Genomic DNA, 13580 nt, shown 5'->3' on the forward strand with positions numbered 1-13580 from the left:
GTGACGACCGTCACAGCCCTGATCAGGACCATGGACATCGCGACGCGCCTCGCCATGCTGGCGCTCGCGATGACCGTCGGCGCAGCCCTCTTCGCGCCGCTGCTCGGCGTGGCCGATCCGCTGGCGATCGACCCGCTCAACATTCTCGGCTCCCCCACCGCCGCCCATTGGCTGGGCACGGACGAGCTGGGCCGCGACCTGTTCTCGCGCATCGCCTATGGCGGGCGCGTCTCGCTCGCCGTCGCCGCCGCCGCGGTGCTTCTCGCCGGCAGCATCGGCGTACCGCTCGGCATAGCCATCGCCTTTCTCGGCCCGCGCGCCGAAGGAGCGGCCATGCGCATCGTCGATGTCTTCGTCTCGCTGCCGGAGATCTTCGTCGCGATCGTCGTGCTGGCCTTCCTCGGTGGCAGCCTGCCGGCGCTGGTCGCGACCATCGGCCTGCTCTACTGCCCGCAATTCGCCCGCGTCTCCTACGGCATGGCGCGCAGCATCCGGGCGCGCGACCATGTGCTGGCCGCCCGCTCGCTCGGCGCCGGGCGGCTCTGGCTGATCCGCCGCGAGATCCTGCCCAATATGCGCTCGGTCATCGCCGTGCAGGCCTCGCTGACCTTCTCCTTCGCCATGCTGATGGAGGCGGGCCTGAGCTTTCTGGGCCTCGGCGTCCAGCCTCCGACGCCCTCATGGGGGCAGATGGTCGGCACGCTGAAGAACTACATCTTCACCAACCCCTGGCCCGTTCTGGTGCCGAGCCTGGCACTCTTCGTCACCGTTCTGGCGGTCAACATCGTCGGCGACTGGCTGCAGGACCGGCTGAACCCGGAGCTGCAACGATGAGCGGAACCGTCAAGGACGAGCCCGCTTTGCTGTCGGTCCGCGGCCTGATCACGGAGTTTGCGACGCCGGGCGGGCTGGTGCGCGCGGTCGACGATATCAGCTTCGACATCCGTCGCGGCGAAGTCGTCTGCCTTGTCGGCGAATCCGGCTCGGGCAAATCGGTGACAGGGCTTTCGCTGATGCGTTTGATCGAACCGCCCGGCAAGGTTCAAGGCCATGTCGCTTTCCAGGGGCGGGACCTGTTCTCCCTGCCGGAAGCGGACATGAACCACGTCCGTGGCGCGCAGATCGCGATGATCTTCCAGGAACCGATGACGGCGCTGAACCCGGCAAGACGCGTCGGCGACCAGATTGCCGAGGTGCTTCGCATCCACACCGGGTTGTCGCAGAAGGACGCTGCGGAACGCGCGGTCGCGCTGCTGGAGCGGGTTGGCATCCGCAACCCGGCAGCACGTGCGCGAGCCTATCCGCATCAGCTTTCCGGTGGCATGCGCCAGCGCGTGATGATTGCGATCGCCTGCGCTCTCCAGCCGGCGCTGATCATTGCGGACGAGCCGACCACAGCCTTGGACGTCACCGTCCAGGCACAGGTGCTTGACCTGCTGTTCGAGATGCAGGCGGAGCTGGGCTCTGCCTTGCTCTTCGTCACCCATGACCTTGGCGTGGTCGCCGAGATCGCCGACCGTGTCGTCGTGCTCTATCACGGCAAGGTGGTCGAGCAGGGCGATGTCGCGCAGATCTTTTCGGCACCCGAGCATCCCTATACGCAGGCGCTGCTGGCGGCCGCGCCGGATGTCGATGCGCCGCGCGTGGCAGGGCGCCGCTTCGCCACGCTAGCCGAGCCGGTGCGGAGTGAAAAGGCGTCGGCCGGTCCACGCGTTGCCGCCGCCGTCGCTGCGCCCCATCCTGCTGCCGCAGGGGTGGGGCAGAGTGAAGCGCTTCTCGAGATCCGGGATTTGCGCCGTGATTTCGTCACGCGGCGCTCATGGACAGGCCGCCCGCTCGATACCGTCCATGCCGTCGGCGGCGTCAGCCTGACGGTGCCGGCCGGACAGACGCTGGCGATCATCGGCGAATCCGGCTCTGGCAAAAGCACGCTCGGCCGCTGCGTCGCAAGGCTGGACCAGCCCACTTCCGGTCGCATCACTTATGCGGGCCGGGACATCGGTGACTTCGCGGGTGAGGATCTGCTGCGCTTTCGCCGCGAGGTGCAAACCATCTTCCAGGATCCTTACGCCTCGCTCAATCCGCGCCGGAGTATTGGCGAGGCGATCGGCGACGGCCCCGCTATCCACGGGCTGATGTCGCCGGAGGTGCGCCATGCGCTCGCCGCCGAACTGCTGGAGCGCGTCGGGCTCAAGGCTGAGCATGCAGAGCGCTATCCGCACCAGTTCTCGGGCGGGCAGCGCCAGCGCATCGCCATCGCCCGCGCGCTCGCCCTGTCGCCGCATTTCATCATTGCCGATGAGGCGGTTTCGGCACTCGACGTCTCGGTGCGGGCCCAGGTGCTCAACCTGCTTGCCGACCTGCAGGAAGAACGCGGCCTGACCTATCTGTTCATTTCGCACGACATGGGCACGGTCCGGCAGTTCGCCGATCGTGTCGCGATCATGCAGGGCGGGCGCCTCGTCGAGGAAGGCGAGACCGAGCGGATCTTCGAGGCGCCGCGCGAAGACTACACCAAGGACCTGTTGCGTGCCGTGCCGCGGATGACACCCTACAGCCCGCGCCGTCGGCGCCCGCTCGGAGCGTCCCTGTGATGGCGGTCGATATGGAGCACGGCGACCTGACACGGGTCTATCTGGAAACCGAGGCGGGCACGATCATCCTCGGCATCGACGAAGCGCGCGCGCCGCTGACCGCCGCGAACTTTCTCGCCTATGTCGACGGCGGCTTCCTGAGCGATGCGATGATCTACCGGATCGTGACGCTGGCGAACCAGGCGGCGGGTACGGTGCACCCGATCGAGGTGATCCAGTTCGGCTCTCCCGCACCGCATGAGAACCGGGCGCCTCCGTTGCCACCCGTGCCGCATGAGCCAACCTCGCAGACCGGGCTTCGCCATCTCGACGGAACGCTTTCGCTCGCCCGCAACGCACCCGGCAGCGGCGGTCACGGTTTCTTCATCTGCATCGGGGCGCAGCCGGAAGTCGATGAGGGTGGGCGCCGCAATCGCGACGGCGCAGGCTTTGCCGCCTTCGGCAAGGTCCTGTCCGGAACCGAGGTGGTGCGGCAGATCGTCGAACACGCGGAACCGACCGAATACATGCAAAGTCCGCTTCGCGTGAAAATTGGCCGCCTGTCCTGATGGGGTGTTCACTCGCGGAGCTGTATTGACTAAACCGAGCCAGTATCTGACGCGCTACCTTGGCATAGGAAGGTCAACCTCTCGGCATCTGGCCAATGTCAGCTGGCGCCACACAGAACAGCCCGCATGTGGCCGCACGAGGCCCTCGGTTGAAATCGAGGTCGAGGTTCCCTGGCTGCCTCCGTCATGTCTCCGGCGCCCGACAATCACGCACCGATCGAAACGAGCCGTGCTGCTGCGCAACCCGCGCGCGCTGCCGCTCGATGATCTCAGCATCAAGCTGCCTCGGCCGGATTGGCGCAACGCCCTCGACCCGCATTGGAGGGAGACCGGCAATGGTGTAAATATGATGCGAGAGATTGTGCGGCTCGGTCGCCTGTCTGGCGGAAAGGCCGCCTCCGAATTCGAAGGAGAACCTTCGATGCGGCGCCTGATTTTGCTGGCCTCCTTGATGCTCGCTGCCCTGTCCCATCCAGCCGGGGCGGCCGGCGATCCCGCCGCGGGTGAGAAGGTTTTCCAGAAGTGCCGCGCCTGCCACCAGATCGGGGAGACGGCCAGGAACGCCGTCGGACCGAAGCTGAATGGCCTTTTCGGCCGGCCGGCCGGTTCGATCGAGGGCTACACCTACTCGCCCGCCAACAAGAACTCCGGCATCACCTGGGATGAGCCCACGTTCCGGGACTACATCAAGGGGCCGCAAGCCAAGATCCCAAATACGAAGATGGTGTTTCCAGGCCTCAAATCGGACCAGGAAATCGATGATATCGTCACCTTTCTCAAGCAATTTGAGGCTGACGGTAAGAAAAAATAGCCGGATCGATCTCCAATTGCAGCCGCGACGAAGGTAGGCTGCGCGGCAGGTTTGATTGACAACTCGCTCGTGCAGAGCGACAACATGAGAGCAACTTTGGATCGAAGGCTCGAATGCCCCGCGGTCCCGCTGAGAGTTTGTGCGTCAGATGCTGGCGCGGTCATCCAGGCGAACCAAAGGTTCGGCGATGGCGAGCAGGAAACAGAACTTGCAGCCTAACGGCACGCTCGGCCGGGCCCGCGTCCTGCGCCGGCCATGTGCTGTCACCGACTTCGTCGGCCTCGATCGTTTTAAGCAATGGGCCCGCTCTGTTTCGGGTCCCGGCACAGTTTTCATGGCGAAAGCGAGTTTGTTGACGTAGGGCCGCGGCGCGTGACCGCGCTGCGGCATGGCTTGGTTCCTGGCCTGCTTCCTGTTCGTTGCCGCCCTCGGCAAGGATGAAGGGGATGGGTGTCGCAGTCGTCCTGGCTCTGGTCGTGATCGGCTCGGTGGTGTTCCACTTCCTGAGTCCGTGGTGGTGGACGCCGATCGCCTCCAATTGGGGCTATATCGACGACACCATCATCATCACCTTCTGGATCACCGGCGTCGTCTTCGCGGCCGTCGTCCTGTTCATGGCCTATTGCGTCCTCCGCTTCCGCCATCGCGAGGGCAATCGCGCGGCCTACGAGCCGGAGAACAAGCGGCTCGAATGGTGGCTCGCGATCGGCACGGGCGTCGGCGTCGCCGCCATGCTCGCACCCGGCCTCGTCGTCTGGCACCAGTTCGTCACGGTTCCCAAGGACGCCACCACGGTCGAGGTCATCGGCCAGCAATGGCAGTGGGCCTATCGACTGCCGGGCGCGGACGGCAAGCTCGGCGCTTCCGACGTCGCTCATATCAGCCCGGAGAACCCGCTCGGGGTCGACCCGAAAGATCCGAACGGGCAGGACGACGTCGTCATCCAGGGCGACAACCTCCACCTCCAGCTGGGCAAGCCGGTGAAGATGCTGCTGCGCGCGGTCGATGTCGTGCACGATTTCTACGTGCCGGAGTTCCGCGCCAAGATGGACATGATCCCCGGCAGCGTCACCTATTACTGGTTCACGCCAACGCGGGCCGGCACCTTCGACGTGCTTTGCGCCGAGCTCTGCGGCACCGGCCACACTTTCATGCGTGGCAATGTCGTCGTCGAGCCGGAGGGCAATTACCAGGCCTGGCTGCAGCAGCAGAAAACCTTCGCCCAACTCCAGGCACCGGTGAGGACGCAGGCGAGGAACTAGGGATTAATACGGGATCGCGCCTCGGAACAGGGGCCGCGTCCGAGAGGAGTAGGAGATGCTCCGATGGCCGACGTGACGCATGACGCAGCCGGACCGCTGTCGGCGGCAGAAGTCGACGATGTCGAGCTCTATCATCCGCATAGCTGGATCACGACATACGTCTTCTCACAGGATGCCAAGGTCATCGCCATCCAGTATTCCATGGTGGCGCTGTCGATCGGGCTGGTCGCTCTCGTCCTGTCCTGGCTGATGCGATTGCAGCTCGGCTTCCCTGGCGCGTTCTCCTTCATCGACCCTGACCGCTACTATCAGTTCATCACCATGCACGGGATGATCATGGTGATCTACTTGCTGACCGCGCTGTTCCTCGGCGGCTTCGGCAACTACCTGATCCCGCTGATGCTCGGCGCGCGGGACATGGTGTTCCCCTATGTCAACATGCTGAGCTTCTGGATCTATTTCCTCGCCGTGCTGGTTCTCGTCGCCGGCTTCTTCCTGCCTGGCGGCCCGACGGGGGCAGGGTGGACCCTCTATCCGCCGCAGGCGATCCTCGCCAACACGCCCGGCCAGCAATGGGGCATCATCGTGATGCTCGTCTCGCTGATCCTGTTCATCATCGGCTTCACCATGGGCGGGCTGAACTACGTCGTGACGGTGCTGCAGGGGCGCACCAGGGGCATGACGCTGATGCGCATGCCGCTGACGATCTGGGGCATCTTCACGGCGACCGTGATGGCGCTGCTCGCCTTCCCGGCGCTCTTCGTCGGCGCCGTGATGATGCTGCTCGACCGGCTGATCGGCACAAGCTTCTTCATGCCGGCCATCGTCATGATGGGAGAACGGCTGGCCCACAAGGGCGGCAGCCCGATCCTGTTCCAGCACCTGTTCTGGTTCTTCGGCCATCCCGAGGTCTACATCGTCGCGCTGCCGGCCTTCGGCATCGTCTCCGACCTGATCAGCACCCATGCGCGCAAGAACATCTTCGGCTACCGCATGATGGTCTGGGCGCTGGTGGCGATCGGCGCACTCAGCTTCGTCGTCTGGGCGCACCACATGTATGTCAGCGGCATGCACCCGGCCTTCGGCTTCTTCTTCGCCACCACGACGCTGATCATCGCGATCCCGACCGCGATCAAGGTCTATAACTGGGTGCTGACGCTCTGGCGCGGCGACATCCACTTCACCGTGCCGATGCTGTTCGCGCTCGGCTTCATCGTCACCTTCGTGAATGGCGGACTCACGGGCCTGTTCCTCGGCAATGTCGTCGTCGATGTGCCGCTCTCCGACACGATGTTCGTCGTCGCCCATTTCCACATGGTGATGGGCGTCGCGCCGATCCTGGTGATCTTCGGGGCGATCTATAATTGGTATCCGAAGGTCACCGGGCGGATGCTCGACGACATGCTCGGGAAGCTGCATTTCTGGGTGACCTTCCTCGGGGCCTACCTGATCTTCTTCCCGATGCACTATATCGGGCTGATGGGGGTGCCGCGCCGCTATCACGAGATCGGCCAGATGGCCTTCATCCCGCCTTCGGTGGGAACGCTGAACGCCTTCATCACGGTTGTCGCCCTTATCGTCGGCGCGGCCCAGCTCGTCTTCCTGTTCAACCTCGTCTGGAGCGTCCGGCACGGCCGGCCGGCCGGCGGCAATCCCTGGCATGCGACCACGCTGGAATGGCAGACGCCGCAGACGCCGCCCGCCCATGGCAACTGGGGCAAGACCCTGCCGGTGGTCTACCGCTGGGCCTATGATTACAGCGTGCCCGGCGCCGCGCAGGACTTCCTGCCGCAGAACCAGCCGCCGACACCACGGACCGCTTGAGGAGATGCGCGATGGGCGTGGTCCTCGTCTTCCTGGCGGTCGTGGCAGCCTTCGCCGGCTGGTGGCTCTCGCATCAACGCCTTACCTCCAAGCCCTGGCTTGAGGTCGGCGTGATCGGCGAGGCCCCGGAGCCGTCTTCACCGGCGACGGCGAAGCTCGGTCTCGGCACCTTCCTCGTCGTCGCCGGCTCGCTCTTCGCGCTGCTCGTCAGCGCCTATTCGATGCGCATGGGCATGGCGGATTGGCGCGCGCTGCCGATGCCGACCGTGCTCTGGTTCAGCACCGGGCTGCTGATCCTCGCGAGCCTTGCCCTGCACATGGCGGTGATCGCCGCGCGCTGCGACGAGCTCGCCCATCTCCGCTCCAGCCTGCTTGCCGCCGGCGCGTGCTCGTTCGCCTTCCTCGCAGCCCAGATGCTGGCCTGGCGCGAGCTTGCCGCCGCCGGCTATTTCACTGCCGCCAATCCCGCCAGCGCCTTTTTCTATCTGGTCACGGCGATTCACGGCGCGCATATGCTGGGCGGGCTCGTGGCGCTCTGCCGAACCTCTGCCGGAGCGTTCGCCGCCCCGAAGGCCATGGCCGAGCTGACCGTCAGCGTCGAGCTCTGCGCCATCTACTGGCACTTCCTGCTGCTGGTCTGGCTCGTTCTGTTCAGCCTCCTCATGGGCTGGACCGACGATCTCGTCGCGATCTGCCGCGGGTTGCTGAGTTAGCGAGGAGAGGCCGATGAATGAGGTCGCGCCGCACACCCTGACCCCCAAGATCGGTCGCGCGCCCGGCTGGCAAGGGATCGTGGCGGATTGGTCATCCGATCAGCGGGCCTTCAAGAACGTCTCCTGGGGGAAGGCCATGATGTGGATCTTCCTGCTCAGCGACACCTTCATCTTCGGGTCCTTCCTCATCTCCTACATGACGGTGAGGATGTCGACGACCGTGCCTTGGCCCAATCCGAGCGAGGTCTTCGCGCTCGAGATCGCCGGCCACCACATGCCGCTGATCCTGATCGCCATCATGACCTTCGTCCTGATCAGCAGCAGCGGCACCATGGCGATGGCGGTCAATTTCGGCTATCGTCGCGACCGCGGGAAGACCGCGATCCTGATGCTGCTGACCGCGCTGCTCGGCGCGACCTTCGTCGGCATGCAGGCCTTCGAATGGACGAAGCTGATCTCGGAAGGCGTCCGTCCGTGGGGCAATCCCTGGGGCGCGGAGCAGTTCGGCTCCAGCTTCTTCATGATCACCGGTTTCCACGGCACCCATGTCACGATCGGCGTGATCTTCCTGATCATCATCGCCCGCAAGGTCTGGCGCGGCGATTTCGACGATGGGCGGCGCGGCTTTTTCACGAGCCGCAAGGGGCATTACGAGGTCGTTGAGATCACCGGGCTCTACTGGCACTTCGTCGATCTCGTCTGGGTGTTCATCTTCGCGCTGTTCTATCTCTGGTGAGGGATCGACATGGCACAGACCGCAGCTCACACCGACGCTCAGCAGCATCCGATCAAGCTCTATCTCGTGGTCTGGGGCTGGCTGTTCATCCTCAGCGCCTGCTCCTACCTGGTCGATTATTTCGGCCTCGTCGGGTACCTGCGCTGGTCGCTGATCCTGATCTTCATGATGCTGAAAGCAGGCCTGATCGTCGCGGTCTTCATGCACATGGCCTGGGAGCGATTGGCCCTGGCCTATGCGATCCTCACCCCGCCGCTGGCGCTCCTGGTCTTCGTCGGCATCATGGTCTTCGAGTCGAAATACACGCTCTTCACCCGGCTGGCGTTCTTCGTCGCCGGCTCATGACAGGCGATCCGGGGGCTCTCGATCCGGCAAAGGGAGGCGCTCATGAGAACCTATTACTTGTTCCAGGCGATCAATTCTCCCGACCTGCGCGGCTTCGCCGAAGAACCCGCCGGCGCCAACCTGCCCGCGGATCTCGGGCCGTGGACGCTTGCGCGACAGATCCGACCGAACGACGAATGGACCCTGGCCGTCAGCAGGGCGGTCGTGGCGGCCGGCCTCATCGAGAACGGGTTTTATCTCTGGGGTCCGGCCGAGCAACAGGCGGAATCGCATTTGATCATCGAAAGCGATCGCGTCGAAGGGACCGCCGTATTCGACAGCAAGAACGAGCAGATCGGCACCATCAAGCGGCTGCTGATCGAGAAGGTCAGTGGCCGCGTTTCCTTCGTCGACGTGACGTTCGGAGGATTCCTCGGCATCGGCAGTCACCATGTGACGATCCCGTGGGACAAACTCGCCTATGACAAGGAGCTCGAGGGCTATCGCACCGACATCAGCGAGGCCCAGATCCGAGGCGCCGCGACCCTGTATGGGGACAAAGGTGTTTTGCCGGACCAGAAGCGCCAGCAGGACATGAGCGACTACTGGAACGACCTACCCAAATGACCAGTCCGAACACGCTCCGAGGCTGCCTTCGGCGCTCTCGCTGTGACATCGACATCCGCTTTCGGGCTGGTCTCTAAGGTCCGCTTGTGATGCTGTGGACGGCTCTCCACCCGCGCGGGAGTATAGGCTCTCGCAGAGATGGAGGAGAGCATGGATCAGGCAGTCACGATTGGATTGGACATCGCAAAGTCGGTCTTTCAGGTGCACGGCGTCGACCTGAGTGAGGGGCACGGTTGTGATCCGGCGGCAGGTCCGGCGAGCGCAGCTCCTTCCATTCTTCGCCAAACTGCCGACTTGCCTGATCGGGATCGAGGCGTGCGCTACGGCGCACCATTGGGCACCCGAGTTGACCAGGCTCGGTCACCAGGTCCGGCTGATGCCGCCGAGCTACGTAAAGCCCTATGTGAAGCGGCAGAAGAACGACACGGCTGATGCCGAGGCGATATGCGAGGCGGTGCCCCGCCCGACCATGCGCTTCGTTGAGGTGAAGAGCGTCGATCAGCAGAGCATCATGGTGCTGCATCGTGTTCGGCTGATGCTCATGCGCCAGCCCGTCCAGCTCTCGAGCGCGATCCGGGGCCACATGGCGGAGTTTGGCATGGCCACACCGATCGGGGGGAGGGCCTGGGCAGCCTCATCAGGCTCATCGCCGAGGGCGACGAGCGGGTTCCGGCTGAGGCGCGGACTTGTCTCGGGATGTTGGTTGCGCAACCCGCTCTCATCAACGGTCAGATCCTGGAAGCGGATCGTCGGATCAAAACCGACGCCCACGCGACCGAAAACGGGCGCAGGCTGATGGACGCGCCGGGCGTCGGGCCGCTCCTGGCGAACGCGCTCGTAGCCAGCATCCCGGATCCCCAAGCGTTCCGCTCGGGCCGAAACCTCGCTGCGTGGATCGGCCTCGTGCCGCGGCAGAACTCAAGCGGCGGGAAGGAGACGATGCCGGCGGACGCGACTGCGGCGGTGCCGCAGATCCTGCTGACGACACAAGGGGCCATCAGGCCGATGCCGGCCTCGTTGTAGGCTGATGCAAGCTCCGACTCTTGGTCAGACTGTGGCGCCGCAGGCACAGCGATCCGCGCCTCGCCATGCGATACACCTGCAATATTTGGAAACATGCGGACCAGTTCCGGAAGCACGCGACGCCTGTTGGCAGGGTCGGGAGGATGCGGTGTCGGCGAAGTCATCGCTCTTGTTGGATATCCAGATATTGCGAGCGTTCGCGATCTTGACGGTCTTGTTCTGCCATCTGAGCTTGACGGCGACGGTGCTTCAACAGTTGCCGGGAGCGCTTCTGCCGCCGCTATGGGTCGGCGTAGAGTTGTTCTTCGTTATCAGTGGATTCATCGTTACCAAAACCGTGTGCGAAGGTTCGATGGCCGCGTTGCCGTTCGCAATCCGACGTGCGTTCCGGCTCTGGCCGGCCATGTTCTTTTTCGTTGGGTTGAGCGGGATCGCCGCCTATCTGGCATACGCCCTGATGCCAGACAATCTTTTCGCGAAGCAGTCGCTGATCGTTTCGCCGAGAAAATTCGCCTCCGAGGAGTTGTCTGTCCTATTCGGGTATTTCATCAATCGCAACGGGTCTTCGTTCTACATGAACGGCGCGATGTGGAGTCTTTCCGTCGAATTCCAATTCTATGCCGTTTTTTTCGTTTTGCTCGTAATGCTTGCACTTGGTGAATTTTCAGCAAAAACAAAGAAATCGGCTATCCTGATCGTCGCAATAGCAGTCTATGCCATTTCATTATGGCACCGTGCGACGATCGCCACCGGAGGTTTGCTCGGCGACGTACCGCGCTTCGTACCATACCTGACATCATTTAAGTTTGATTTCATGGCTCTCGGCGTCTTAGGATACTTCATCTCGATATCGCGACTGAAGTTGCCGGCGTATGGCCCGGCACTGACTGCCCTCGCGCTGGCTGCGTCGCTCGTCATCGCGACGGTTTGCGAGCATCCCCTGACTGGCGGACCCAAGCCATGGTTGGACGGATGGGGGCTGACGGTTATGGGATGGAGCTTCCTGCTCGCCGTCCTCTTGGCCAGCCGCGGCGATGCATTTCGCGGCCGAGACACCGTTTGGTACCGCTTCTTCACCTGGGTCGGGGATCGCAGTTATTCCATCTACCTGCTGCATTATCCGATCATGGCCCTGATATGGATCGGGTTGGTCCGGCTCTACCCTGCGGCATTCGCATCCGAGATGAGCTATGGCCTGATTCAGGCGACACTCGTGATCGTGCTGAGTTTCGCGCTGGCTGATTTCAGCTATCGCCACATCGAGTTGCCAGGGTCTCGACTAGCTCGCCGTGTTATCGTGGCCATCGGCTGGGACGAGCCGCGCCGGGCCTCGGTTCCGGATGCGACATCAGTGCCGCATGCTTGAACCGCGCGCGGTGTCATTACCTGACGGTCCTCGCTTCCCTCCTGACACGTCCACGCTTCGTGCCACATCGTGCCGTGGCGGTGGCGCGAGCCTATCGCGGAGAGCGCCAGTGCATCGGAAGATGGGTTGGCCAGAAAAGGCTGGACGCGCGCAACCTTCTGGGCAAGAGGGGGGAGGATACGGCAGATGAGCTTGATGGGTGTCCCGCCTCGGCTCTTGCGGCAAGTGGGCGAAGCTATTTGGAGGCTGGAGACGAAACATGCCGAGTGATCTCAAATCTGCGGCAATCAACAATTTGCGTCGTGCCTTCGGATACAACCACACCATGGCGCGGCTGAATGCCATTGACGACAAGCTCGGCCAGATCGCCAATCTGATCCGGCAGTTGCCGCAGAGGCCGGGAGGCTCGTCCGCGGGCGCGGGCCTCGTGCAGAACGCGCTGGACATCCCCCTGATCTCCATCGAATCCAATTCATCCGGAACGACGCCCATGCATGAAGCCCCCAACAGCTTTCCCATCCCTCAGTTCTGGGAGCCGAACTTCTGGGAGGCGATGGTGCAGATCGCCTTGCGCGACTACTGCAAGCCCGGCGACATCGCCTTCGACGTCGGCGCCAACGCCGGCGCGCTGGCCGCGATCATGTCGCGGCATGTCGGCCCGCGCGGCATTGTCTGCGCCTTCGAGGCGTCGCCGCGCATCATCAACAAGACGCACTACAATCTCGTCCAAGGCGGCTACACCAACGTCTCGCTCTATTACCGGGCGGTCTACCACACCTCGAACGAGGTCGTGACGCTCTATCCCGGCGACCATCTCAACGACTCCATCTATAACAATCTCGGAGCCGAGGGCGGCGCGAGCTATCGAGTCGAGACGCTGGCGCTCGACGATTTCGTCGCGGCGACGGGCCTGATGCCCCGCATCATCAAGATGGACATCGAAGGCGCCGAGCTCGACGCTCTCAAGGGGGCCACCATGATTTTGGCGGAGGGCAAGCCGCTCCTCATCCTCGAGCAGAGCCCCAGCGACATGAGCTGCCACGAGCTGCTCACCAAGGCCGGCTATGTCGCGGTCGATCTGTCGAATTACCGGCGCATCCGCTCGGCCGCCGATTTCGACGGCGGCATCAGCATCGCCAACATCCTGTTCATCCATGAAAGCCAGGCCGCCGACGATCGCTACTACAACGCCGGCGAACCGGTCGAGATCGCGCGCCTGACTCCGGACATGTTCGGGACGGCGCCCGGCGGTAACCTGTCGCTCAAGAAGCCGCTAGATCTGCCGGCCGGGCGCTATGTCTGCCGGACGGAGTTCACGGCCAGCGGCCGCGACAACGAGATATTCGCCGGCATCGACACGGATCGCGGCCGCGTCCAGCGCTATCACACCTATACGGCACTGATGGCCGAGACCTATCGCGAATGGGCTTTCAACCTCCGGGTCGCGGGGCAGGTGACACCCTATATCGAGTTCATCCGGGGCAGCGATCCGAGCTTCCGCTGGAACGGCGCGACCATCTATCGTTATGCCGGCTTCGACGGAATGCAGCCGCCGATCGTGTTCTGACGCACTTGGTATGACAACCGGCGAGCAGAAGCTCGCCGGATACCGCGCCTATAGCGAGCGGGCAAGACCTGCCGCTTTCTGGGCGAGGGACGCAGGACGCTGGCGCGGAAAATGGCTCGTCCTTGCCGCCACGCAGACCGGCAGGCAATCGTCTTATGCCGGGGCACCCCGGCTCGCCGACGTCA

General features: G+C 63.7%; 13 protein-coding genes. All 13 read left to right on the plus strand.

Annotated elements, in window-relative coordinates; translation table 11 throughout:
- The 13 genes from GV161_RS14045 (at position 1) to GV161_RS14110 (ending at position 13395) form a co-directional block, all read left to right on the plus strand.
- Positions 1-834 carry an ABC transporter permease gene (locus tag GV161_RS14045; protein WP_201303017.1) on the plus strand — a complete coding sequence of 278 codons (834 nt, stop codon included), beginning with the start codon at positions 1-3 and terminating at the stop codon, positions 832-834.
- Complete coding sequence (locus GV161_RS14050; RefSeq protein ID WP_152012589.1) at positions 831-2594, plus strand: ABC transporter ATP-binding protein; 1764 nt, start codon at positions 831-833, stop codon at positions 2592-2594. The genes GV161_RS14045 and GV161_RS14050 overlap by 4 nt, the downstream gene beginning before the upstream one ends.
- Positions 2594-3142, plus strand: coding sequence for a peptidylprolyl isomerase (locus tag GV161_RS14055; protein ID WP_152012588.1), 549 nt, complete (start codon positions 2594-2596; stop codon positions 3140-3142). The genes GV161_RS14050 and GV161_RS14055 overlap by 1 nt, the downstream gene beginning before the upstream one ends.
- Positions 3143-3563: 421 nt before the next feature.
- Positions 3564-3953 (plus strand): cytochrome c family protein, encoded by a 390-nt coding sequence (locus tag GV161_RS14060; RefSeq protein WP_152012618.1) that lies wholly within the window; start codon positions 3564-3566, stop codon positions 3951-3953.
- 446 nt (positions 3954-4399) lie between these two features.
- Entirely contained in the window at positions 4400-5215 is an 816-nt protein-coding gene (locus GV161_RS14065) for a cytochrome c oxidase subunit II (protein ID WP_152012587.1), read from the plus strand.
- A gap of 63 nt (positions 5216-5278) precedes the next feature.
- Entirely contained in the window at positions 5279-7039 is a 1761-nt protein-coding gene (locus GV161_RS14070) for a cbb3-type cytochrome c oxidase subunit I (RefSeq protein ID WP_152012586.1), read from the plus strand.
- A gap of 11 nt (positions 7040-7050) precedes the next feature.
- Positions 7051-7752, plus strand: a complete 702-nt coding sequence (locus GV161_RS14075) for a cytochrome c oxidase subunit 3 (RefSeq protein ID WP_152012585.1) — start codon at positions 7051-7053, stop codon at positions 7750-7752.
- Between the two features lie 13 nt (positions 7753-7765).
- Entirely contained in the window at positions 7766-8488 is a 723-nt protein-coding gene (locus tag GV161_RS14080; RefSeq protein ID WP_152012584.1) for a heme-copper oxidase subunit III family protein, read from the plus strand.
- Between the two features lie 9 nt (positions 8489-8497).
- Positions 8498-8833 carry a cytochrome C oxidase subunit IV family protein gene (locus GV161_RS14085; protein WP_152012583.1) on the plus strand — a complete coding sequence of 112 codons (336 nt, stop codon included), beginning with the start codon at positions 8498-8500 and terminating at the stop codon, positions 8831-8833.
- Positions 8834-8875: 42 nt separating this feature from the next.
- Positions 8876-9439 carry a PRC-barrel domain-containing protein gene (locus GV161_RS14090; protein ID WP_152012582.1) on the plus strand — a complete coding sequence of 188 codons (564 nt, stop codon included), beginning with the start codon at positions 8876-8878 and terminating at the stop codon, positions 9437-9439.
- A 696-nt stretch (positions 9440-10135) separates the two neighbouring features.
- A complete protein-coding gene (locus GV161_RS14100) occupies positions 10136-10462 on the plus strand; it encodes a transposase (RefSeq protein ID WP_152012580.1) in 327 nt (108 codons plus the stop codon).
- A 148-nt stretch (positions 10463-10610) separates the two neighbouring features.
- Positions 10611-11828: an acyltransferase gene (locus GV161_RS14105; RefSeq protein ID WP_159650262.1), complete on the plus strand. Its 1218-nt coding sequence runs from the start codon at positions 10611-10613 to the stop codon at positions 11826-11828.
- A 259-nt stretch (positions 11829-12087) separates the two neighbouring features.
- A complete protein-coding gene (locus GV161_RS14110) occupies positions 12088-13395 on the plus strand; it encodes an FkbM family methyltransferase (RefSeq protein ID WP_152012578.1) in 1308 nt (435 codons plus the stop codon).
- The last annotated feature ends 185 nt before the right edge of the window (positions 13396-13580 follow it).

Origin of the sequence: Bosea sp. 29B (assembly GCF_902506165.1) — a bacterium.
Classification (GTDB): Bacteria; Pseudomonadota; Alphaproteobacteria; order Rhizobiales; family Beijerinckiaceae; genus Allobosea.